This is a genomic window from Rhodopseudomonas sp. P1 (assembly GCF_039642825.1).
Lineage (GTDB): Bacteria > Pseudomonadota > Alphaproteobacteria > Rhizobiales > Xanthobacteraceae > Rhodopseudomonas > Rhodopseudomonas palustris_H.
Window position 1 is genome coordinate 3,077,498 of sequence record NZ_CP088006.1, and the last position, 23,845, is coordinate 3,101,342.

The 23,845-nt window shown below is 66.1% G+C and carries 20 protein-coding genes; 3 read left to right on the top strand and 17 right to left on the bottom strand.

The features are described 5' to 3' along the window. Positions 1-32: 32 nt before the first annotated feature. From surE to LRC39_RS14375, 14 genes are all read right to left on the bottom strand, one after another. Positions 33-800 (bottom strand): 5'/3'-nucleotidase SurE, encoded by a 768-nt coding sequence (gene surE / locus LRC39_RS14310; protein WP_164604926.1) that lies wholly within the window; start codon positions 798-800, stop codon positions 33-35. A gap of 138 nt (positions 801-938) precedes the next feature. Continuing rightward, positions 939-3,074, bottom strand: coding sequence for a TonB-dependent siderophore receptor (locus LRC39_RS14315; protein ID WP_159059356.1), 2,136 nt, complete (start codon positions 3,072-3,074; stop codon positions 939-941). 354 nt (positions 3,075-3,428) lie between these two features. Beyond that, a complete protein-coding gene (locus LRC39_RS14320; protein ID WP_234822229.1) occupies positions 3,429-4,025 on the bottom strand; it encodes a CAP domain-containing protein in 597 nt (198 codons plus the stop codon). Between the two features lie 122 nt (positions 4,026-4,147). After that, the gene (serS, locus tag LRC39_RS14325; protein ID WP_164633574.1) at positions 4,148-5,452 is read right to left on the bottom strand and encodes a serine--tRNA ligase; all 1,305 of its coding nucleotides are present in this window, start codon (positions 5,450-5,452) and stop codon (positions 4,148-4,150) included. Positions 5,453-5,563: 111 nt separating this feature from the next. Further along, a complete protein-coding gene (locus LRC39_RS14330) occupies positions 5,564-8,623 on the bottom strand; it encodes an autotransporter domain-containing protein (protein ID WP_346294734.1) in 3,060 nt (1,019 codons plus the stop codon). A 161-nt stretch (positions 8,624-8,784) separates the two neighbouring features. After that, positions 8,785-9,594, bottom strand: coding sequence for a twin-arginine translocase subunit TatC (gene tatC, locus LRC39_RS14335; RefSeq protein WP_264073588.1), 810 nt, complete (start codon positions 9,592-9,594; stop codon positions 8,785-8,787). Beyond that, positions 9,591-10,136, bottom strand: a complete 546-nt coding sequence (gene tatB, locus LRC39_RS14340; RefSeq protein WP_346294735.1) for a Sec-independent protein translocase protein TatB — start codon at positions 10,134-10,136, stop codon at positions 9,591-9,593. The genes tatC and tatB overlap by 4 nt, the downstream gene beginning before the upstream one ends. Positions 10,137-10,324: 188 nt before the next feature. Continuing rightward, the gene (locus LRC39_RS14345; RefSeq protein ID WP_011158398.1) at positions 10,325-10,561 is read right to left on the bottom strand and encodes a twin-arginine translocase TatA/TatE family subunit; all 237 of its coding nucleotides are present in this window, start codon (positions 10,559-10,561) and stop codon (positions 10,325-10,327) included. 146 nt (positions 10,562-10,707) lie between these two features. Then, positions 10,708-12,000, bottom strand: coding sequence for an SMC-Scp complex subunit ScpB (scpB, locus tag LRC39_RS14350; RefSeq protein WP_346294736.1), 1,293 nt, complete (start codon positions 11,998-12,000; stop codon positions 10,708-10,710). 20 nt (positions 12,001-12,020) lie between these two features. Further along, on the bottom strand, positions 12,021-12,854 hold the full coding sequence (locus LRC39_RS14355) for a segregation and condensation protein A (protein WP_107355852.1): 834 nt from the start codon (positions 12,852-12,854) through the stop codon (positions 12,021-12,023). Next, positions 12,851-13,876, bottom strand: coding sequence for a beta-N-acetylhexosaminidase (gene nagZ, locus LRC39_RS14360; protein ID WP_346294737.1), 1,026 nt, complete (start codon positions 13,874-13,876; stop codon positions 12,851-12,853). The genes LRC39_RS14355 and nagZ overlap by 4 nt, the downstream gene beginning before the upstream one ends. 48 nt (positions 13,877-13,924) lie before the next feature. After that, complete coding sequence (locus LRC39_RS14365) at positions 13,925-15,547, bottom strand: SPOR domain-containing protein (RefSeq protein WP_346294738.1); 1,623 nt, start codon at positions 15,545-15,547, stop codon at positions 13,925-13,927. A gap of 102 nt (positions 15,548-15,649) precedes the next feature. Further along, the gene (argS, locus tag LRC39_RS14370; RefSeq protein ID WP_346294739.1) at positions 15,650-17,443 is read right to left on the bottom strand and encodes an arginine--tRNA ligase; all 1,794 of its coding nucleotides are present in this window, start codon (positions 17,441-17,443) and stop codon (positions 15,650-15,652) included. Between the two features lie 51 nt (positions 17,444-17,494). After that, complete coding sequence (locus tag LRC39_RS14375; RefSeq protein WP_346294740.1) at positions 17,495-18,709, bottom strand: deoxyguanosinetriphosphate triphosphohydrolase; 1,215 nt, start codon at positions 18,707-18,709, stop codon at positions 17,495-17,497. 106 nt (positions 18,710-18,815) lie between these two features. Here LRC39_RS14375 and erpA point away from each other — a divergent pair, with 106 nt between their 5' ends. The 3 genes from erpA to LRC39_RS14390 all read left to right on the top strand — a co-directional run bounded on the left by erpA (position 18,816) and on the right by LRC39_RS14390 (position 21,452). Next, entirely contained in the window at positions 18,816-19,148 is a 333-nt protein-coding gene (gene erpA / locus LRC39_RS14380) for an iron-sulfur cluster insertion protein ErpA (protein ID WP_107344758.1), read from the top strand. Between the two features lie 229 nt (positions 19,149-19,377). Beyond that, positions 19,378-20,391 carry a cache domain-containing protein gene (locus tag LRC39_RS14385; RefSeq protein WP_346294741.1) on the top strand — a complete coding sequence of 338 codons (1,014 nt, stop codon included), beginning with the start codon at positions 19,378-19,380 and terminating at the stop codon, positions 20,389-20,391. After that, entirely contained in the window at positions 20,388-21,452 is a 1,065-nt protein-coding gene (locus LRC39_RS14390) for a neurotransmitter-gated ion-channel ligand-binding protein (protein ID WP_346294742.1), read from the top strand. The genes LRC39_RS14385 and LRC39_RS14390 overlap by 4 nt, the downstream gene beginning before the upstream one ends. Positions 21,453-21,476: 24 nt before the next feature. Here the strand turns inward: LRC39_RS14390 and LRC39_RS14395 are convergent, their stop codons facing one another. From LRC39_RS14395 to LRC39_RS14405, 3 genes are all read right to left on the bottom strand, one after another. Continuing rightward, positions 21,477-22,214, bottom strand: coding sequence for a hypothetical protein (locus LRC39_RS14395; RefSeq protein WP_346294743.1), 738 nt, complete (start codon positions 22,212-22,214; stop codon positions 21,477-21,479). A 118-nt stretch (positions 22,215-22,332) separates the two neighbouring features. Beyond that, positions 22,333-23,292 carry a hypothetical protein gene (locus LRC39_RS14400; protein WP_346294744.1) on the bottom strand — a complete coding sequence of 320 codons (960 nt, stop codon included), beginning with the start codon at positions 23,290-23,292 and terminating at the stop codon, positions 22,333-22,335. 164 nt (positions 23,293-23,456) lie between these two features. Next, on the bottom strand, positions 23,457-23,792 hold the full coding sequence (locus LRC39_RS14405) for a helix-turn-helix domain-containing protein (RefSeq protein ID WP_346294745.1): 336 nt from the start codon (positions 23,790-23,792) through the stop codon (positions 23,457-23,459). Positions 23,793-23,845 lie beyond the last annotated feature (53 nt).

The window sequence follows — 23,845 nt, forward strand, 5'->3', positions numbered from 1 at the left end:
CGCTACGCTCAACCCATCCGGCGCGCGCGATCTCAGGCCAGCGTTTTGGTCAGCGCTGCCGAGAATGTTTCGTCGGTACGATCGAGCTTGAGCGGCGTCACCGAGACGAAGTTGGCGGCGAGCGCGGCCAGATCGGTGCCTTCGGCCGGCATGTCTTCGACTTTGATCCGCTCAAAGCCGATCCAGTAATACGGATTGCCGCGGCCGTCGTGACGCTCGTCGATCCGCAGGAAGCCGGGATTGCGCTTGCCCTGCCGCGTCACCACCACGCCCTTGACCTGGTCCGGCGTACAGGCCGGGAAGTTGATGTTGACCACGGTGTTCTTTGGCACGCCCGCGGCCATCACCTTGCGGATGATGTCGGGCGCATGAGTTCGCGCGGTCTCCCACAGCGGCGCGTTGCGGGTCTCGATGGTGAATTCCTGCGACAGCGCGAACGACGGTAGGCCCAAAATGGTGCCTTCCAGCGCGCCGGCGATGGTGCCGGAATAGACCACGTCCTCGGCGACGTTACGGCCGCGGTTGACGCCCGACAGCACCAGATCCGGCGCCTTGTCCTTGAGGATGAAGCGCGAGCCCATGATCACGCAGTCGGTCGGCGTGCCGCGCACCGCGAAGTGCCGCGGGCCGACTTCGCGCAGCCGCAAAGGATCGTTGAGCGACAGCGAATGCGACACCCCGGACTGGTCGAGCTCGGGCGCCACCACCCAGACGTCGTCGGAGATCGCACGGGCGATCTGTTCGACCGTCTTCAGGCCGGGCGCATGAATGCCGTCGTCGTTGGTGCACAGAATCCGCATGTCGCAGGGCCGCCTCTCTGAAGGTCTTTCTTGGGCCGTCGTCATATCCGGCCCAGCCGCGAGAGGCAAATTCGGCCCAAGCCGGCCGGAATCGTGCGGCGCCCCCAGGGGCAATTGGGCCTAGGGGGCGCCCGAACGTCACCAGCGCGCGGTGACGCTGCCGAGCACGGTGCGGCCTTGCGTGAAGGTGCAATTGCCGCCGTTGCAGATGCCGACACGCTGATCGCCAAGATTGCGCGCGTTGACGGCGAACCGCATGCCGCGGAAATCGTAATGCACGCCGGCATCGAACGCGGTGATTGCCGGATTGCGCACGGTATTGATGGAATCCGCCCAGGTTTGGTCTGTCCAGCGCACACCGGCGCCCAGACCGAAGCCGGCGAGCGCGCCGGTCTGCCACGTATAATCCATGAACAGCGCCGCCTGCTGGGTCGGCACACCGATCGGGACCTTGCCGAGATCGACGTCATTGCTGCGCGTCACCTCGGCGCTGGTGTAGCTATAGGACGCGATGCCCTTCAAGCCATCGGCGAGCGACAGCACCGCCTCCAGCTCCGCGCCGCGCGACCGGACCTGCCCGGTCTGCACCGAATACATCGCGCCGAACACCGGATCGACCGTCAGCACATTGTCCTTGGTCAGGTTGAACCAAGTCGCTGTGAAGTAGCTGTTCCAGCCGCGCGGCTGATACTTGATGCCGGCCTCGATCGACTCGCCGGTGGTCGGCGCGAACGGCGATGCCCCCCGCCCCGGCGCTGTGGTGCCGGCCTGCGGCAGGAACGACGTCGCGTAGTTGACGTAAGGCGCGACGCCGCTGTCGAACAGATACAGCAGCCCGGCGCGCCCGGTGAAGCGGTCAGGTGTGCTGGAGGTCGTCGTCCCCGACAGTTCGTTGTACTGCGACAGCTCGGAGAAATCCTGCCGGCCTCCGACCGTCAGCCGCCAACCGCCGAGCGCGAGCTGATCCTGCACATAGAGGCCGAGCTGTCCGAGCGTCTGCCGGTTGGCGGCGAGCAGCGAAAGCTCGGAGGTCGGAAACGCGACGCCGATCACCGGATTGGTCAAATCGAGCGGCGGCGCGAACCCGACGGAGTAGCCGAACTTCGTTCCCTGCCTAAAGTAATCGATGCCGGCCAGCACGGTGTGCCGGATCGGCCCGGTCACCAGCTTGGCCTCGATTTGGCTGTCGATGGCGAAGGTGTTCAGCGTTTCCTTGAAGTTGGACGCATAGCGGTTGAGCGTGCGTCCATCGTCCGACAGGCCGAGCCCGTCGATCATGTCGCCGTCGAGCCGCGCATGGCCGATGCGCACGTTCTGCCGGAACGTCAGCGCCGGATTGAAGCGATGCTCCAGCCGGTAGCCGATCGACGCCTGCGATATCTTCAGCACGTCGAACGCGGGATCGCCGAGCCGGACACTGGTAGCAAGCCCGGTGACCGGGTTCTGCATGTAGTACGGCCACATCGAGGCCTTGCTACGCGTGTACTCGGACAGGATGGTCAGTGTCGTATCCTCGCCCAGCTTCGCGGTAACGCTCGGCGCGAGGTAGACGCGGTCGTCCCAGGTGCCGGGAATCTGCGTGCCGCTGTCGCGCACCAGACCGGTGAAGCGATACAACAGATCCTCGTGGCCGGGCACCGGTCCGCTGAAATCGAACCGGCCCTGGTAGCGGTTGAAATTACCGACGTCGAAGCCGGCTTCGTTGAGGCGATACGGCAGCGGCATCTTGCTGACGTAGTTCACCAGCCCGCCCGCGTCGTTGGCGCCGTACAGCACCGAGGACGGCCCGCGCAACACCTCGATGCGTTCGGCGCCGTAGGGCTCGTTGCGGAAATAGACGTACAGACCGTTCCCCTGGCGCAGACCGTCGCGATAATTGCCGTACTGCGTGCTCGAGAAGCCGCGGATCATGAACTGATCGTAGCGGGCGTCGTAACCGAACGGCTGCGTGTGCACGCCCGCCGTATAGGCGAGCGCCTCGCCGACCGTGCGGGCGCCGGTGTCGCGGATCTGATCCTGGGTCACGACCGAGACCGACTGCGAGCTTTCGATCAGCGGCGTATTGGTCTTGGTGCCGGTGGCGCTGCCGGACGCGACGAAGCCATTGACCGGTCCGGTCGCGCTCGACAGCGTCGTGGCGGAGGCTGGCACGATCGCGACCGGAGGCTGAGCAGGCGTCACGCGTTGCGTGGTGCGGCGCTGCTGCGTGGCGGTCGAACGGCGATCAGCGCGTACGGTTCGCGCCTGCGCCGGCTTCGGCGCTTCGACCGTCACCGACGGCAGGCTCGTCTGAGCATGTCCCTCTCGGCTCAAGCAGCCATCGATGATCAACAAACTACAGCTCGCGAGCGCAACCTTTCGCGATATTTCCCAACCCGGCATTCCAAGTCCCCAGCTGTAACAACTGGAAACGGCTTATGGGGGGCGAGGCGCTCTGGAACAATTTGAATGGGTCCAAACAGGACAGCGACGTCAGCACGCATTACTTGGAAAATCCGCGATAATTGGCCATAGCAGGCGCGTAGACGCTTGGTGCCGCGCACTGTTCGAACTATTCTAATTATTTCCGAATGCGGCGTGTTGCCGAACGGTTCGGAAAGTAGCGCACGACACGCTTTGCAATCAGTTTTAGAGGCAGAGGCCGAGCATCCGCACTGTGCAATCCCGTGCGGCGGAAGGTTTCGGCAGCTGCTTGCTCCAAGTGGCCGGCGGCTCGGCCGCGGCCTTGGAGTTGGCGGTCGATTTCGCCGGTTGCTTGCCCGAGGATTTGGCCGGCGGCTTGGCCTTCGGCTTCGGTTTCTCGTCGCCGCCGGCGATCACCATCGCCCAATAGGTCCGTCCGCTTGCGCTCGACCGGACGCTGGCAACGCCGACTTTGGAGGCGCCTTTCAGCAGCAAATTGGCGCGATGGCCGGGCGAGTTGATCCACTGCTTCAGCGTGTTCGGAAAGTCCGGATAGCCGTAGGCGATGTTCTCGGCAGCGCGCGACACCTTGGCCGGCGCCACGCGCGAGGTGAACGAGCCCCCGGCCTCGTGGCTAAGGACGTCCTTCGACGCCATCGCGACCGCCTGCCGCTGCGCAATCGCATTCAGCGTCGCGTCCATCACCACCTTGCCCTCGCCGTTCTTGGCGCGGAAGTCGGAAATCATCTCGGCGGGGCCGGCGGCGAAGGCGGGCAGCACAGAAACTGAAACGAAGAAGGTCACCGCAAGTATCAACGTCATTGCGAGCGCAGCGAAGCAATCCAGCGCCCGGTGCACGGAGTTGGATTGCTTCGCCGATCCTTTCGTCGGGCGGCGCTTTGCGCCGCCCCGGTGGCTCGCAATGACGGAGAGAGTCATCAGCCTTACGCCTTCGCGATCACCTTCAGCCCGCCCATGTAAGGCTGCAGCACGTCGGGAACGGCGATCGAGCCGTCTTCCTGCTGATAGTTTTCGATCACCGCGATCAGCGCACGGCCAACGGCGGTGCCCGAGCCGTTCAGCGTGTGGACGAAACGCGGCTTGCCGTCCGGGCCGCGCGAGCGTGCATCCATGCGGCGGGCCTGGAAGTCGCCGCAAACCGAGCACGAGGAGATTTCGCGGTACGCGCCGCCTTCGCCCTGTCCCGGCATCCAGACTTCGATGTCGTAGGTCTTCTGCGAGGCAAAGCCCATGTCGCCGGTGCACAGCGTCATCACGCGATAATGCAACCCGAGCCGCCGCAGCACTTCCTCGGCGCAGGACAGCATCCGCTCGTGCTCGTCCTTCGACTGCTCCGGCGTGGTGATCGACACCAACTCGACCTTGGTGAACTGATGCTGCCGGATCATGCCGCGGGTATCTCGGCCCGCCGCGCCCGCCTCGGCGCGGAAGCACGGCGTCAGCGCGGTGAGCCGCATCGGCAGCTCTTTCTCGTCGAGGATGGACTCGCGCACCAGATTCGTCAGCGACACTTCGGCGGTGGGGATCAGCCAGTAGCCCTCGCCGCCGCTGCCGATTGCGCCGGCGGCAAACTGATCCTCGCGAAATTTCGGCAACTGCGCGGTACCGAACATCGCGTCGTCTTTGACCAGCAACGGCGGATTGACCTCGGTGTAGCCATGGTCACCGGTGTGAACGTCGAGGAAGAACTGGCCAATCGCGCGTTCGAGTCGCGCAAGTCCCTTCTTCAGCACGGTGAAGCGCGCACCCGAGAGCTTGGCCGCGGCTTCGAAGTCCATCATGCCGAGCGCTTCGCCGAGGTCGTAATGCGGCTTCGGCGTGAACGTGTAGCTCGGCTTTTCGCCGAAGCGATGATGTTCGACGTTGCCGTGCTCGTCGGCGCCTTCCGGCACCTCGGCCAGCGGCAGGTTCGGGATCTCCGACAGCGCCTTTTTCAGCGCCTCGTCGGCCTCCTTCACGGCGGCGTCGAGCGCCGGCATCGTGGTCTTCAGTTCAGTGACCTCGGCCATCAGCGCCTCGGCGCGGGCGTTGTCCTTGGCCTTCTTGGCGTCGCCGATCTCCTTCGACGCCGCATTGCGCCGCGCCTGGGCTTGCTCGGCCGCCTGCACCGCGGCACGGCGGGCCTCGTCGAGCTTGATCAGGCTATCGGCGATCGGCGCCAGACCGCGCCTCGTGAACGCTGCGTCGAAGGCCTGCGGATTGTCGCGGATCGCTTTGATGTCGTGCATGGAATCGCCTCGTCATGGCCGAGCCCGTCCCGGCCATTTCCGTTTTGCGGAGCAACGTCTGTAGAAGACGGCAATGCCCGGCACAAGGCCGGGCACGGCAACGGAGACAGCTCAGAACTGCCAGCTCAACAGGCCGCGGACCTGGTCGCGCCGGCCCCGCTCGCCGCGCTGGGCGGCGTACAACAGTCCGGCCCGGGCCTGCGGGCCGAGCTGCAGATCGAAGCCGCATTCGACCAGCGCAGTGTCGCGATCGAGCGGCACGCCGGCAACCGCGAACGGCTCGCCAGTGCTGCGAAACGCCAGATCCGCGATCGGAGCCGCCGCGCCGAACGCATGCTGCCAGGACGCCGCCAGCCGCGGCATCGCCACCAGACCGGGCGACAACGTGAAGCTGGTGGTCAGCCGGCCGCCCAGCGTCGAAAAGCCAACGTCGTCGTTGCGGCTGGTCCCCGCCAGCGCGGTGATGCCGCCGCCTTCGGTGAACGCGTCGCGATGCAGATGCACCAGCGCCAGCCCGCCGAACGGCTCGGCGACGGCCTGCCCGACGGGCACACGGTAGCCGATCTCGCCGAACGCCTGCGCGGTGGTGGCATCGTAGCGCGCACCGGCGATGTCGGTGATGCCGGGGAAACTCACCGAGCGGCTGGTCGACAGCGTGGTGAAGCTGGCGGCGGCGGCCGCACGCAGCCGCCACGGGCCGGCTTCGCCCGAGGCGTAGCCGGCGAGATGCGCAGTATCGATATCGGCGGAACTGGCGCGGTCGCGGACCGTGATGGTGGAGCTTGTTGTACCGCCCGCGAGGCCGACCTGCCAACCCGAGCCGAACCGATAATCGACGCCGCTCACGAAGCCTGCGACCGAGCTGGTCGCCTCCGCCGCATTGCCGTCGCTGCCGTTGCGGCCCCAGGTGCCGATGCCCTGCGCCCACACGCTGGGGCCGGTCGCGAGCACCGTGTCGGTGACCCCGCTCTGCCGCATCCGCCCGAGCACCGCCTCGCGTAGGAGCAGGCTGTCGTCGAGCAGCGCGGATTGGGCGCTGGCATGAACTTCGCCGGATAGCGCATCGAACGCGCGCGGCGCCCCGGCGGTGGATTGCGTGGCGATCAGCAGGCCAAGCCCGCTCGCTGCCGCGCCGGCGTCGAGCGCATTGGCGACGGCGGCCTGATTAGCACTGGTCGCCAGGCTGGCGAACGGAACGGCGTTGCGGGTCAGCGTCAGCGTCACCGCGTTGGCCGAGGTGCTCAACGACGCGTCGAGGAACGGCAGATCGTCGGTCACCGCGCTCGCAAACCTGCCGGTGATGCCGCCGGCCGCGGTGAGGATCGGATAGGCCTGGCCGAGGATCGGGCTGTGCCCGATCAGCCCGGCGATGACGGTGCCGCCCGACAGGTTCGCGGTGCCGCCGACCTGGATCAGATCCGCGGTGCTTCCCTCGACCTGGGCGAAGTAAGCGGCGCCCGCCGACACGCTGAGATTGCCGGAGACTTGAATGGTGCCGACCGAATGACCCGGCGACACGATCGAGCCGCCACGCAGATCGAGCGAGCCGAACGTGCCGGTTCCGCCGAGCCAGCCGGCATTGGTGAAGGCGCCGCCACCGCTGAAGCTGCCGTCGACCACGCCGGCATTGTACACGGTGCCGTCGTTACTCAGCGCGCCGGTGAACGTGCCGGTCCGGCCGACGACGAAGCTCGCCCCGGAGGCGATCCACAGCGGCCCGAGCAGACTGCCGCTGAGGCCGAGCGTGCTGCCGCTCTGGACCCGGGTGCCGCCGGTGTAGGTGTTGGCCCCCGCCAGCACCAGCGTGCCGGTACCTGCCAGCGTCAGTCCACCTGGGCCGGAGATGTCATTGCTCCAGACGTCGAACGCGTTGAGGCCGCCCTGCGTCGCGTCCATCGTCACGGTGACGTTGCTGAGGAACGCGCCGTAGCCGCCGCCCGCCGCATACAGATTAAGCCGCGCCCAGCCGGTGCCGTTGTCGAGCGGACCACCCGACGGCAGCTCCGTGGTGGCGAGGATCTCGTCGAGCTGAACGGTCGTCAGATACGGATAGCGCGTCGCGATCAGATAGTGCGCTTCCGCCGGCACCACGGGCGCAATATCGGTCGGTCCGACCGACGGCAGATCGTAGGTCAGGAAATGCCGATAAGCCTGCGCCTGCTGCTGATAGCTCGTGGCCGTCGGGATCACGCCGCCGCTGAGGCACGCGACCAGATTGGCGCAGGCCGCGGCGTAAGGCGAACTGCCACCGCCGCCGAGATAGGTCTGCATGTCGTTTCTGAGCGACGGCAAAAGCGTCGTGTTGAAATCGGCAGAGGCGTACAGCGGATTGCCGGCCAGCATGTTGGCGGTGACGTAGGTCGCCATCACCCGGCCTCCGATTACGTCAAGCGGATAGTGTGCCGCGTAGACGTTGAGGTCGTAGGAGAACTGCGCCGCCGCCATGACGAACTGCTGATAATAGCCCGGCGCCAGGATCGCGAACGGCACCGCGTTGGAGGTCGCCAGCATCGTGTGGGCGCTGGGGAAGTCGCCGACATTGGAGTCGCCGAGTACCCAATTGATCTTGTACGCGCCCGGCGTCTGCTGGTTCTGCCACGCCAGATACGACGAATTCTGCGGTGTGAACGGGTTGTTCAAGATCGCCGCGGAGACCTGATAAGGCGGCGGGTTGCCATAGCTGTCGGTCTGGCCGGGCAGATAGCCGTAGGCGTTGCCGTAGACGTCGGTGGTGCCGAAGTATGGCTTCATCGCCACGATCTGATTGCTGCCGATGATCGCGGCTTCCATCTTCAAGATGGAGGGCGGCAGCGTCGGCGCGGTCGGAATGCCTTGCGCATTGTAGCCGTAGGCGGGATTGCCCGGGAACGCGCGCAGCAGCACGTTGGCAGGCACCGCGGGCAGGATCAGCACGGTACCTGCGGCGATCTTCTCGGCTTGGGTCGAGTTCAGATAGATCTCGACCTGCTTGGCGAGATTGGCGTCGAGCACCGCCCGCCCCTGCGCGGTCGACGGCAGGCTGTTGAACGGCGCCAGCAGTGCTTCCTGATCGGCGGCCTGCAGCGCGCAAATCCCCGTGCAACTCGGCTGCTGGGCGAGCGCCAGAGGCGGCGCTGTGATCGTAGTGATCAACGTCAGCGTCAGGAGGATCGTATCTCGGAATTTGCGCATAGGATGACCGATCGTCCGGCGAACGGGCCGACCGACGAAAGGCCTCGCTGCACGCGCGAGCATGCGTTCGATTCGGAAAACCGCGCAATGCTGACCGGGTTACCAGCCCTGCCCGACACGGCCGCCGAAGCAGCAACTAACAATCACGAGCGGGTTGAGGCTCAGGCCGCCGGTGTCGAGGAGTCGGTGCTCGAGTTGGCGCTAGCGTCGGCGGCGGCACGCTTCTTCTCGACCATCGACACCGCGATGATCGAGCCCTCGTACAGCAGCAGCAGCGGAATCGCGAGCGAGGCCTGGCTGATCACATCGGGCGGCGTCAGCACCGCGGCGATGATGAAGGCGCCGACGATGAAATAGCGCCGCTTCTCCTTGAGCTGCTTGGCGGTGAGCACGCCGATCCGCCCGAGCAGCGTCAGGATCACCGGCAGCTGGAACGCCAGGCCGAACGCGAAGATCAGCGACATCATCAGCGACAGATACTCGCCGACCTTGGGCAAGAGCTGGATCTGCGCGGTCTCAGCGCCGCCCATCTGCTGCATGCCGAGCGAGAACCGCACCAGCATCGGCAGCACCAGGAAGTACACCACCAGCGAGCCGAGCAGGAAGAAACCCGGCGTGGCGATCAGGTAAGGCACGAAGGCGTTGCGCTCGTGCTTGTAGAGGCCCGGCGCGACGAACTTGTAGATCTGGGTGGCGATGATCGGGAACGAGATGAAGCCGGCGCCAAACATCGCCAGCTTGAGCTGGGTGAGGAAGTATTCGAGCAGCGCGGTGTAGATGAACTTGGAGTTCTCCGGCCCCGCGACCCAGACGAACGGCCAGACCAGCACGTTGTAGATCTGCTTGGCGAAGAAGAAGCAGAAGATGAACGCGACGCCGAAGCCGAGCAGCGCCTTGATCAGCCGCGACCGCAGCTCGATCAGGTGGTCCATCAGCGGCGCCTTGGAGGCCTCGATATCTTCCGCACTCATGACGCTTTGGCGTCCTTGGCGGGTTCGGGATGCGCGAGATCCGGCGGCGCGGCATCAGGCGTGGCAAGCGCATGCGTTTCGGCGGCGACAGGCAGATTCGCCGGCTCGGTGGCCTGCGCCTCGCGCACGATCGCCAGCGGCTCGGACGCCGCCGCATCGTGCTGGGTCGCCTCGACGAAGGTCTCCGCGGTCGGCTGCGCCGGCGTCGTCGGCTCGGTCGGCTCGGTCGGCGGGGTATCGATGTTGGTGGCCTTGTCGAGCGCCATGGCGTCGGTAACCTGGCTCGACAGCTTGGTGAGCATGTTGTTGGTCGACAGCCCGCTGGTGGCTTCCTTGACCTCGTCGAACGACTTCTTGAGGTCGGCCATCTCAGCCTCGCGCATCGCTTCCTGGAACTGACCCTGGAATTCGGTGGCGAGCCGGCGCGCCTTGCCCAGCCACTGCCCGACCGTGCGCAGCACGCCCGGCAGTTCCTTGGGGCCGATCGCGATCAGCGCGACCACCCCGATCACCATCAGTTCACTCCACCCGATGTCGAACATGAAACGTGCCGACTATGCCTCAATGCGCCCGCGCAACTGCCGGGACGCTTACGGGCGCGCCCCGCCGTCCCCGCGATGCGCTCACCCTTGGGTCATCCGGCGGCGCGTGCCGTCGCCGGATCAAGCGGCCCCGGCGCGGCGATGCCGCACGGAGCTCGAAGACGGATCAGGCGCGTTGCGACCGCGCTTCAGACCGCCTTGCTGCCGACGTCGGTGCGGTTGGTCGCGCCGGGCGTCGAGGTGTGGTCGATCGACTTCACCGGCTCGGACTTTTCGGCCGTCTTTTCATCGTCCTGCAAGCCCTTCTTGAAGGACTTGATGCCCTGGGCGACGTCGCCCATCAGGTCCGAAATCTTGCCACGACCGAACAGCAGCAGGACGACCGCGATAACGACGATCCAGTGCCAGATACTGAGTGAACCCATCCTGCCTTCTCCCGAAACTCGACCGGCGCGCCAGCCCTATTCACTTGCGAAGCTAGGTGAAAGAGCCGCCCGAAACAAGGATTTAAGCTGTCGCAACGGCGAGTTGATCGCCGCTGATCCAGTTCCTTTCGAGGCGTAGCGCCGACTTACTGGTGCTGATCATCCTCGCCGTGAGCGTCGTGCTCGGCGTCCTCGTCGGAGCCTTCCGACTCAGCGGTATCGAGTTCCGGAGCATCGGTCTGGTCGGTGTCGTCTTCCCCGATTTCGACGTCGTCAGACGCGACCTCGTCCGCCTCGGCGACAACGTCCTCATCCTGATCATCCGACGCGACCAGCTCCACTTCGACCGTCTCGATCTCGATGCTGACGTCCTCCTCGGCCTCGAAATCGCCAGCGTCAGCCTGCTCGGCTTCCAGCTCGCCATCGTCGACTTCGGCGGCGTCTTCGATCTCGCCGGTCTCGTCGGCCTCCTCGGTCTCGGCGAAGCCGGTTTCAGCCTCGGCCTCATCGTCAGAGGTCTCGGCAAAGCCGGTCTCGACCGGTTCGGCGTCGTCATCCGCGGTCTCGGCGAAACCGACCTCCGGCGCGATCGCATCCTGCTCAGCGGCTTCGGCAACGCCCAGCTCGGACTCACCGGTCTCCGCGGTGCCCGTGGTCTCGGTGGTCGCCGACGCGGCAGCTTCGGCGGTCGCGGCTTCGCCCTCCAAATCCAGCTCGGGGTCGGCTTGCGGCGCCAGCGCCAGATCGAGATCACCGGGCTCGAGCGGGTCTTCGTCTTCGCGCAGCGCCGGATCGTCCGACGGCGTCGGCACGCTGAAGCCGGTCGGCAGGCGGGTGTCGAGCAGGCCGGTACCCTTGAGTTCTTCGAGCCCCGGCAGGTCGGTGAGCGACTCCAGGCTGAACTGCGACAGGAACGCTTCGGTAGTGCCGAAGGTCAGCGGCCGCCCCGGTGTCTTGCGACGGCCGCGCGGCTTGATCCAACCGGTCTCCAGCAGCACATCGAGCGTACCCTTCGAAGTCGCCACGCCGCGGATCTCTTCGATCTCAACCCGGGTGATCGGCTGGTGATAGGCGATGATCGCCAGCATCTCGATCGCGGCACGCGACAGCTTCCGTGTCTCGGTGGACTCGCGCGTCATCAGCCAGGCGAGATCGCCGGCGGTGCGGAACGTCCACTTGTTGGCAATGCGGACGAGATTCACGCCGCGACCGGCGTAGTCCTCCTGCAACTGCTTCAGCGCGACCTTGACGTCCACGCCTTCGGGCATGCGCTTGGCAAGCGCAGCCTGATCGAGCGGCTCAGGGGACGCGAACAGCAGGGCTTCGAGCAGACGCAGCTCCTCGGGCCGGGACTGCGGCTGCTGTTCGGCGCTGTCATCAGCGAGATGTTCGACCGGCTGTTCGAACTCCACGATGCGCTTCTCCGCCAGACTTGCCATGGCTCGGTCTCCTTCTTCCACTACCCGACCGGAGCATCCGGTAAGGCTGCCGCTTCCATCGCTGGAGACGGCGGACGCTTACGAAAATACAAAGGCGCCAAGGGGCCCGACTGATGCAGCTCGACCTCGCCCTCGCGCACCAATTCGAGCGCGGCCGCAAAGCTCGACGCCAGCACGGTGGCGCGCTGGGTCGGATCGGGCATGTAGCGCAGCAAATATTCGTCGAGCCGGCTCCAATCCTCGGCGAGCCCGACCAGGCGCTCCAGCGACGCGCGCGCTTCGCTCAGCGACCACACCGTGCGCTTGGCGAGATGCACGGTGGTGAGCACGCGCGACTGGCGCTGCGACGCGTAGGCACTGAGCAGGTCATACAGCGTCGCCGTGAATTTCGGATGTTTGATCTCGGCGATCTCTTCGACCTGACCGCGCGGAAAGATGTCGCGATTGAGCTGGGCGCGGGTCATCAGCCTGTTGGCGGCTTCGCGGATCGCTTCGAGGCGGCGCAGCCGGTTGGCCAGCGCGTTCGCCATGTCTTCGGCGCTCGGACCTTCCTGGGCCGGCGGCTCCGGCAGCAGCAGGCGCGACTTCAGGAAGGCGAGCCACGCCGCCATCACCAGATAGTCGGCGGCGAGTTCGAGCCGGATCTTCCGCGCTTCTTCGATGAACAGCAGATACTGATCGGCGAGCGCCAGGATCGAGATCTTGTGCAGGTCGACCTTCTGCTGCCGCGCCAGCGTGAGCAGCAGATCGAGCGGGCCTTCATAGCCCTCGACGTCGATGACGAGCGCGTCGTCCTGGTCGGTCTGCTGCTCGACAGGCCGGCCAGTCTCGAATTGCAGAATCTCAGCGGTCATGCGCCCACCTTTGCGCGGCCGATCAATGCGTCGAGTTCGGCACGCGCCGCCGCGCGGTCGAACGGCTGGGGAGCATGGCGGGCGGCCAGCGCCGCCTCGGCGCGTGCCAGCGCCCTGCCCTGAAGCTCCGGAGTCTCGACCACCACCTGGCGCATCTCGTCGAGCTTGCCATTGCAATGCAGGACGACGTCGCAGCCCGCCGCGACGATCGCGCGGGTGCGCTCGGCGATGCTGCCGGCCAGCGCGTTCATCGAGACGTCGTCGCTCATCAGCAATCCTTGGAACCCGATCGATTCGCGAATCACCCGGTCGATGATTGTCGCAGAAGTGGTCGCGGGTTGGGCGGCATCGAGCGCGCTAAACACAACATGTGCAGTCATCGCCATCGGCAGATCCGCGAGCGGCCGGAACGCGGCGAAGTCGGTGCGGTCGAGTTCCTCGCGCGCCGTGTCCACCGTCGGCAGGCGATGATGACTGTCGGCGGTGGCCCGGCCATGACCGGGGATATGCTTGAGCACCGGCAGCACGCCGCCTTGCGCCAGGCCGTCGGTGACGGCGCGGGCGATCGCCGCGACCTTGTCCGGGCTGGTGCCATAGGCGCGGTCACCAATCACCGCGTCGGCGCCGGCGATCGGCACGTCGGCCAGCGGCAGGCAGTCGACGGTGATGCCGAGCGCGGCGAGATCGTCCGCAATCAGCCGGGCACTCAGCCGCGCCGCGGTCAACCCTGCCTCGGGATCGACGTCGTAGAGCGTGGAGAAAACTGCGCCCGGCGGATACACCGGCCAATGCGGCGGTCCAAGCCGCTGCACCCGGCCGCCTTCCTGGTCGATCAGAACCGGCGCATCCGCGGAATCCACGGTTCCACGCAATTCTTCAACCAGCGCCTTGACTTGCGCCGGATTGTCGACATTACGCTTGAACAGGATGAAGCCCCAGGGACGAGATTCGCGGAGAAATCCGCGCTCATCGTCGCTGAGGCTTAAGCCGGCAATACCGGTGATGAAAGCGCGCGGTGCCATACATGGCCGCTTAGCCCGCGCGCGCCTCCAGGGTCAAGGAAACCGCCGTTAATTCCTCTGGACGACGCACTGTCCGCCGGCACTTTTTAGGTTGCCGCAGACCTGTTGGGCCTGCTCGGCGGACGAGAACGGTCCGACCATCGCGCGGTAGTAGGTGCCCTTGCTGCCGAGATCGACCCGCTTGATCAGCGGCGGCTGCGATCCGAGCACGGACGGGAACTTGCTCTGCAGGCTGCGGTAGGACGCCTTGGCGTCGGCCTCGTTGCGCTGCGACGACACCTGCACGACGTAGCCGCCGGAGGTGGCGGCCGGCTCTGACGCAGGCGCCGAGGCGACGCGCTGCGGCCGCGGCGCTGCGGTCTCGGCCGAATTCGGCGACAGCGACAGCGGCGCATTGCCGGCCGAGGCGTTGGCGTCAGCGACGCCGCGTCCGGGCGTCCGGGCGGCAGGCGCCGCGGTGCGGGCCGCACCGGCTGGCTGAGCCGCCGCATCGGCCTGATCCGGGCGGATGCTGTAGGTCTTGATCTTGCGCGGCTCATCGCCAGCCAGCGTGCCGTTGTTCGGCGGCGGCGGCAGGTTCGGCTTGGCACCGGGCGCGACGCTCGCGACCGGCGGCGGATTGGGGTTCTGGTTGAGCTGCGGCAGCACGACCCGCGGGCCCGAACCGGGCATCCGCGAAGGATCGGTGGCGGGCTGCTCTTCCCGTGAGACCAACGCTTCGACGCCGTTGCTGGACGCGAGCCGATCCTGGATCGGCTTGCCGGCGTTGTCGTTGGACGGGCCCGGAATCTTGGTCGGGCTGGTATCAGCCTTGATCACCGGCGGCTCGCCGGTGCGGGTCGTGCCGGCGAAGGTACGATACGCCAGCGCGCCACCAGTGCCGACCACCGCGAGCGCGAGGATCCCCACCACCGTCAGCATCGTATTGCGGCGCGGCTTCAGCGCGCGCTGATCGGCCTGATCGTCGTAGCCGTCTTCGTATCCGTACGGCGCCTCCTGATAGCCACCGATCGGCGCGGGGTCGGCCGGAAGCTGGCCATACAGCGCCTCGTCGTAGCGATCGGGCTCCAGCGACGTCGCGGGAAGCGGCTCGAATGGCGGGTCGTAGTGCACGCGATCCGGCGGCGGCAGATCGAGCTGACGCTGCTCCGGCGGCGCCGGATCGAACCGCGGATCGAGCGAGCGCAGATCCATCGCCGGCTGCTCGATCGGCCGCATCTGCAGCGGGTTCGGATCGATCGGCGGCTGGATCGCCGGCGCGCGCTCGAAGCTCGGAGCCTCAGCGCGGCGCGGCGGTGCCGCATTGATGAACGACGGCGGCCGGCTGAAATCCGGCTCCGGCGCAAAGGTCGGTTCCTGGGTGCGCGCCGGCTCAGGCGCACGCGGCGTCTGGCGATGCTGCATCCACGATGGCATCGGCGGCGGCGACAACTCGTCCTCGGCCTGCGGCGGCACCGGACGGCTGGCACGAAAATCGGTGGAACGCGTCTGCGGCGCAACCGGCGGCGCCGGCTCGGTGCGCGGAGCGGTCTGCCCGAACGGATCGGTCTGACCGATCAGGCGCGCGAGTTCGGCGAGCGGATCGTTTTCCGGCTTCTGCGGATAGCGGGACGACGCCCGGCTGTCGTCATCGTCCAGCGGAAAAGGTCGGCTCTGATATCGATCCGTCATCGTGATGTCGCGTCCCATTCGGGAAAGCTGCCCAAGGCGCCCTCGCAGACGACACGGCCGCTCTCACAAGCCGCTCCAGATCCCCATCTGACGGCCGATCCCCTATCGCATCTCGTCCGGCGCAGTGACGCCGAGAATGGCGAGCCCCGAGGCCAAAACCGAGACGACGCCTTGGACCATCGCCAAGCGCGCCCTGGTAATCTCTGCATCATTATTGATAATGAAGCGTAAATGAGGCAAATCGCGGCCATGCGTCCAAAGCGCATGAAACTCGCTCGCGAGCTCATTGAGATAAAACGCGATTCTGTGCGGCTCGTGAGCCTGGGCGGCGGCTTCGACGATCCGCGGATAGAGCGCAAGTCGCTTCAATAGTTCGAGCTCGGCAGGATCGTTCAGACGCTCCAGCGGCGCCTGCCGCAGCATCGCCGCCCGCGCCTGCGAATCCTCGGGCAGATCCGGTACCACCTCCCGCGCGTTGCGGAAGATCGAATGGCCGCGCGCGTGGCCGTACTGAACGTAGAACACCGGATTGTCTTTCGACTGCTCGATCACCTTGGCGAGGTCGAAGTCGAGCACCGCGTCGTTCTTGCGGAACAGCATCATGAAGCGGACGGCGTCGGAACCAACCTCATCCACCACTTCACGTAGCGTGACGAAGTCGCCAGCCCGCTTCGACATCTTCACCGGCTCGCCGTTGCGCAGCAGCCGCACGAGCTGAACGATCTTGACGTCGAGCGCGCCCTTGCCGGCCGTCACCGCCTGGATCGCCGCCTGCATCCGCTTGATGTAACCGCCGTGGTCGGCGCCCCAGACGTCGACCATGTTGGCGAAGCCGGCGTCGAACTTGACCTTGTGATAGGCGATGTCGGACGCGAAGTAGGTGTAGGAGCCGTCCGACTTCAGCAGCGGCCGATCGACGTCGTCGCCATAGGCGGTGGCGCGGAACAGCGTCTGTTCGCGATCCTCATAGTCTTCCACCGGCGCGCCCTTCGGCGGCGGCAGCCGACCCTGATACACGTCACCCTTGGCGCGCAGGAACTCGATGGTCTCGGCAACGCGGTTGCGGCCGCCTTCGATCAGCGAGCGCTCCGAGAAGAACACCTCATGGGTGATGTTCAGCGCGGCAAGGTCGCCCTTGATCGCTTCCATCATCATCACGATCGCCTTGGCGCGGACGGTCGGCAGCCACTGCGCTTCCGGCAGTTCCTTGAGCGCCGCGCCGTGCTCGGCCTTCAGCGCCTCGCCGACCGGCTTGAGGTAATCGCCCGGATACAGCCCTTCGGGAATTTCACCGATCGCCTCGCCGAGCGCTTCGCGGTAGCGCAGGAAGGCGGAGCGTGCCAGCACATCGACCTGGGCGCCGGCGTCGTTGATGTAGTACTCGCGGGTGACGGCAAAGCCGGCGGTGTCGAGCAGATTGGCCAGCGCATCGCCGAACACCGCGCCGCGGCAGTGGCCGACATGCATCGGCCCGGTCGGATTGGCCGAGACGTATTCGACGTTGACCTTCTCACCGCCGCCGATGGTGCTGCGGCCGTAACCTGTGCCGGCATCGAGCACGGCGCGCAGCGCCTCCGCCCACACCGCCGGCTTCAGCGTGAGATTGATGAAGCCGGGGCCGGCGATCGCGACCTGGTCGATCAGCTCCTCGGCGCGCAGCTTGTCGGCGATCTTGTCGGCGAGGTCGCGCGGCTTGGCCTTGGCGTCCTTGGCCAGCACCATCGCGGCATTGGTCGCCATGTCGCCGTGGGAGGCGTCCTTCGGCGGCTCGACCACGATACGCGACAGGTCGATCCCGGCGGGCAGCGTGCCCTCTTCGATCAGCGCCCCGCACACAGCGTGCACGCGCGACAGGAGACGGGCGAAAAGATGCGTGGACATCGGGAGCTCGGCCATATCTGACAAGGGAAAAATGGAGCGGCCGTTTCAGGCCGGTCGAGGCGCCGCCTAACGCAAATCCGGGGTCGAGTCAAAAAGCCGCTGATGCTCGGCAAGCGCGTAGCGGTCGGTCATCCCGGCGATGAAATTGCGAATCCGCAGCAGCCGGTCGGCTTCGCACTCGGCCACCGGACCGTTGGCCGGCAGCCAGTCCGGCGGCAGGTCCGACGGATGGTCGCAATAGCGCTGAAACAGGTCGGCGACGATCGCCTCGGCGTCGCGCATCACCTTCATCACCCGCTCGGCGCGGTACATCCGGGTCCACAGGAACGCCTTGATCTCGGCTTCGGCTTTGGCGGTCTCGGCCGGAAACGCGACCAGCGCCCGCTCCGCACGGCGAACGTCATCCGCCGAGCCCGGCCCCGCCTCGCTGATCCGCCGCTCCGCCTCGGCCGCGACCGCGCCGATGAAGAGCGAGATCAGCTCGCGCACCAGCTCGGCGCCGCGCCGGCCGTCGTCGAGCCCCGGATAGCGCTTATCGATCGCGGCGATGATCCGCGCCACCAGCGGTACTTCGACCAGATCGTCGATGCCGAACAGACCGGCGCGCAGGCCGTCGTCGATGTCATGGGCATCGTAGGCGATGTCGTCGGCGATCGCCGCGACCTGGGCCTCGAGCGAGGCGAAGCTCCACAGCTGCAGATCGAAGCGCTGGTTGAACTCGGTGATGCCGCGCGGCACGCCGTGTTCGGCATAGCGCGGCAGCGGCGCGCCGGCGCGGTCGGTCAGCGGGCCATTGTGCTTGACCACGCCTTCCAGCGTTTCCCAGGTCAGGTTGAGCCCGTCGAACTCGGGATAGCGGTGTTCGAGTGCCGTCAGCACCCGCAGCGTCTGCGCATTGTGATCGAAGCCGCCGGCATCCTTGAGGCAAGCGTCGAGCGCGCGCTCACCGGCGTGGCCGAACGGCGGATGACCGAGGTCGTGGGCCAGCGCCAGCGTCTCGGTGAGGTCTTCGTCGAGCCCGAGCTGGCGGGCCAGCGCCCGGGCGATCTGCGCTACTTCCAGGCTGTGGGTCAGACGGGTTCGGTAGTGATCGCCTTCGTGAAACACGAAGACCTGGGTCTTGTGCTTCAGCCGGCGAAACGCGTTGGAATGGATGACGCGGTCGCAATCGCGTCGAAACGCGCTGCGGGTCCGGCTCGGCGGCTCATGGAATTGCCGGCCGCGGCTGTGGTCCGGATCGCAGCCAAAAGCTGCACGGGGAGCTGCCATACCGACCGACACGCGCGCGACTCGTCCTTCAACGTTTGATTCTGCGGTGCGGCGCACTTAACTATTGTTGGCAAAGAAATCCAATGACGGGCCCTGCCCGACGAAACGGAGCGGCGAGATGACGGAATCCAGCGTCACCATCAGCGAACGCGCGGCGCGCCGGATCGGCGAAATCCTCAAGGGCGAAGGCCAGGGCGCGATGCTGCGGATCAGCGTCGAAGGCGGCGGCTGCTCCGGCTTCCAGTACAAATTCGACGTCGACCGCACCAAGACCGACGACGATCTGGTGATCGCCAGGGATGGCGCGGTGGTTCTGGTCGATTCCGCCTCGGTGCCGTTCCTCGCGGGCTCGGAAGTCGACTTCGTCGATGACCTGATCGGCGCCTCGTTCCGGGTCAACAACCCGAACGCCACCGCCTCCTGCGGCTGCGGCACCAGCTTCTCGATCTGAGGTTCTGATCGACGGCACGGTTGCGGCGGCCGGGTGGCACCCGCGGCCGTGAGCTTTGAGACGCTCGGTCAAGACAAACGTCCCCTGCCGTACCTTCCGCTCTTGGTTCCGGTTCCCAATTCCGCTAAGGCGCGGCCAAAGACCCCTCCAAACGACCTTTTGGCAGCGCGCGGTGCCCCGCGCGCTGCGCGCCATGTCGAGGATGGGTCAACAGCCCCCGGAAACCTCGATGTCGTTGCCTCCCAGCGTTCCTCGTGTGCCTCTGCGCGTCTCCAGCGTCCAAGCCGGCCTGATCACCGCACTGGTGCTGGCGCTGAGCTTTGGCGCAATGCTCGCCCTCACCTTCTCAATGCAGAACGACGTGATCGCGCGCGACCGCGATCACCAGATGGCGGCGGTCAGCCAGGCGATCACCGCCGCGCTCGACGAAGCCGGACGGTTCGCGCTGACCCAGGCGGAGACCACGGCGCGGCAGCGCGCCGTCGCGCGCGCGCTTGCCGCCGGTGACCGCGCCGCGCTGACGGAGCTCACGGCCGCGCCCTATGCGTATCTGAAAAGCCAGGGCGTGCGGGTGTTCGGCTTTCACGCCGCCGACATGACCTATCTGTTGCGGCTGCATCTGCCGGACAAGTTCGGCGACGACCTGACGAAGTTTCGCCAGATGGTGCTCGCCGCCAACAAGACGCGGCGCTCGCAGGTCGGCTTGGAGATCGGCGTCGCCGGCACCTTCGTGCGCGGCATCGCGGTGATCAACGATGGCGACCGCTTCGTCGGCACCGTCGAGGCCGGCCTCAATCTCGAGCCAATCCTCGAACAGGTGAAGACGCTGACCAACGCCGACATCGCGGTGGTGCTGAGCCAATCACTCGCCGAGCTGCCGCCGCGTGGGCCAGGCGATAAGGGCGAGCAGTTCGGCGACCTGATCGCGCTCGCCTCGACCGACACCCCGCTGTTCACCGGCCTGTTGCGCGACGGCGCGATCCGCCTCGCTCGCACCCGCGAGATCAGCCCGTATCGGATCGGCGGCGAGACCGGCGCGATCCTGGTGCAGCCGCTGATCGACTTCTCCGGCCGGATGATCGGCAACATCGCGGCGGTGAAGAGCTTCCCGTCGCACGGCGCCGCGTTGCAGCGGACCCGGATCGAACTGATCGCGGCGGCGCTGATCGGCACCGTGCTCGCCTTTGTCGCCTTCTCGGTGTTGGCCCGGATGCTGAGGCCGCGCGATGAGGCGCAGGCATGAGGTCACTGCTCGCGGCTCTAATGATCGTTTTCGTCGCGCTATGCGGAGCACCCGCATCCGCCGCAGGCTCACCGTCGGAAGGACTGCCCGAAGGCGTCGAGCTGCCGGTCAAGGTCCGCATCGGTTTGCGCGTACTCGACATCACAGAAATCCGCGAGGTGATCGGCCGCGCGCGGCTGTACATCGAAGTCACCCAGCGCTGGACCGATCCGCGCCGGCGGTTCGATCCGCTCGACGCCGGCACCTCACGGATCGACCGCGTCGGCGCCGAAGCACGGCAGTATATCGCCGGGATCTGGACGCCGGGTCTGGCGATCGACAATCAGCTCGGCGAGCCCCGTGCCAAGGCCGACGCCGTCTCTGTCTATTCGGACGGCAGCGTCGTGCTGGTGGAACGCTACGAGGCCGATTTCCGCGTCGGCGTGGACATGGCGGCGTTTCCATTCGACCGCCAACGGCTGTCGCTGTCGTTTTCGCTGCCGCGCTACGCCAAGCAGGACGCGATGCTGGTGACCACCGAGACCGACCGGCTGTTCTCGCGGATCGAACCGAAACTATCGGTGATCGATTGGCGCCCGCTCGACCTGACGTTCTTCTACGACGAAGCAGCCGGCTGGAACGCGCGGGCGTATTCGCGGCTGAACGCGACCGTCGGAATCGAGCGGCTGTCGGAGCGCTATCTGCTGCGGCTGTTCATCCCGATCGTCTCGACCTTGGCGGTGTCGCTGTTCGTGCTGTGGATCCCCGGCACCGCGCCTAAGGATCACGGAAGCCTGGTGTTCTCCGCCCTGCTGGCGCTGGCGGCGATCAGCTTCACCTACGAAGCGAGCTTTCCCGGCTCGATCTCGCTGAACACGCCGATCGCGAAGATCATCTCGCTCGGTTATTTCTATCTCGTGGTGGTGGTGCTGATCGACGCGCTGCTATGGAAGCCGCGCAGCGATCCAGCCTCGCGCTATCACGTCCTCGCCATGGGACTGCGTTCGCACTGCCGCTGGGCGCTGCCGTCGATCATGGTGATCGTCTGCCTTGCACTGGTGTTGCGGGGACTGCCGGGATAGCAGCGCCTTTTGGCCCGGCGCTCGTCAGGACGTTGTAAATTCGGACTTCACGATCAGACCGGGCTTGCCGTCCTTGAGGCGCCCGGCCACCATGTTCTTGACCGTCCAGCTACCATCGGTGTTGTAGCTGACATCGAACGCCGTGTAGCCCGCCGCCGCATCACACAGCGCTGCGGTCGGCGACAGGGATGCAAAGCTCAACACCGTGCCGGCGACGTACTTGCCGGTCTGGACGTAGAATTTCAGCGACGGGGTGCAGTCGAGCCGAGCATTCGGCGGCGCTGTCACGAAATTGGACAGCAGGACCCCGCCGGCGAGCGACTGCATGGCCACGCCGGCGTTGTAGTTGGTCAGCGTCGGGTCGAACACCGCGGTGACGATCCGGAACGCGCCGACCGGCACGTCGTCTGTCGACGTCGGCATCGACAGGCCGAGCGACGGCGACACCGACATCGTCGTGGTGTTGTTGATCGGCGTCCCTTGCGCCGGCGTCAGCTCGATCGCGCGAATAGCGCCCGCCTGCCCGACCGGTTGACCCGGCGTTGGCGGCGCAATCTGCTGCTGAACGCCGGCGTAGGATTTCGGCGTGAACATGAAACTGAGCACCGCGCCGGACGTGGTGTAAGGCAGCAAAGGCTGACCGCACAGGCTGCTGACATAGACCTGAGCACTGGTCGAATACTGCGCGGGCTGCTGGAAGAAGCAGAAATCCTGCGAAGTATCGCTGTTGTTCTTGAGATTGATGGTGATCGTCGTCGCCATGACTGTCGCGTCGCTTCCGTCGTCTTCGTCAACGCGAACGGCCGGAGGCAGCATCGCCTCCGGCCGTGACTTAGTGCCGCCGGCTCGGGCTTTAACCGACCAAGAGCTTAGCGCACTCTTAGTCGAATACCGCGGTATTTCCGGTAATGTCCGTGCAGGTCAAACCCTGATACCGGCCACCGACCGGGCCGACCTGGTAGTCGCGATTCAGAATGATCGCGCCCGGGGTCGTGAGGTTGGTCACGGTGATCGGGCGCAGGAAGTTCGCCGCCTGGCCCGTCGACACAACTGCCGTACCTGCCTCGTTGAGAACCTCCGCGGCCTGTGCCGCCGCGTTCAGCTCGGTCGTGAAGGACGACTTCTCGAGCAGACCGCGGCTGCCATTGGCGAGCTGCGACACCGCCATGTTCTTCACCGTCCAGGTGCCGTTGTTGTTGTAGCTGACGTTGAAGGTGGTGAAGCCAGGGGTGGCGTCGCAGAGCGCCGCGCCCACCGACGACGAGGTGAAGTTCATCACCGTTCCGGCGGTGTAGGTGCCGGTCTGAACGTAGAACTTGATGATCGGCTGACAGTCCAGATTGGTGTTCGGCTGAGCGGTCACGAAGTTCGACAGCGTGATGGCCCCGGTCAGTGATTGCACCGCCGAGCCCGCGCTGTAGTTCATCAGCACCGGATCGTACACCGGCGTGATGATCCGGAACGAACCGGCCTGCGGACCATCGGTCGAAGTCGGTACGGTCAGGCCCAGCGACGGATCAACTGTCATGTTTGTGGTGTTCTTCGTCGGCGTACCGCCGGTCGCAGGCGTGAGCTCGATCGGCTGAATCGCGCCGAGCTGCCCGGACGGCTGCCCGATCTGCGGCGGATCCACCTGCTGCTGCACGCCGGCATAGTACTGCAGGATCATGGTGAAGCTCAGCACCGACCCCGAGGTCGCATACGGCAGCAGCGTCTGACTGTAGAGGCTGTTGGTGTAGACCTTGGGACCGCCGGAATAGACCGCCGGCTGTTGGAAGAAGAAGAAATTCTGGGTCGAAGCGCTGTTGTTCGTGACGTTGATGGTGATCTTGGTGGCCATGATGGTCTCTCCTGGCGGGCTACGGGTGCGGGTTGAACCCTCGGAATATATACAACCGAGAGTTGCACAACCGTAACGCACGCAGTCCTACCGAAATGCAACTTATGATTGCATTACGAGCAAAATGCAGCCGCTCAACTTGCGCGGGTGGCAACTTGGGGCGCTCAGAGGTCCGTGACCTCGGGGAATAACGAGGCGATGAAGGCAATCAGAAGCGTCTTCGAGCGCTCCGACATCCGCATCTCGGCTCGCCGGACGCAGCTGACCAGTCTCGAATCAGCCGGCTCGGCACGCGGCGGAAGGGCGTGGCCGTCGATCCGGCCGCGGCCGGTCAGGAACCAGTCCAGCGAGATGTCGAGAACGCCGCACAGCAGCACGGCGTGATCGACCGAGATCGGGCCGTTGTTCTTCCAGCGGGTCACGGTGCTTTCGTTGACGCCCATGGCGAAGGCCAAGGCATGTTGCTTGGTCATGCCCCTGAGCTGCATGGCTTCGACCATCCGTGCTCCGCGACTCGACATGCCCGGCGCTCCGCTCTCGGCTGTTCGCGCTG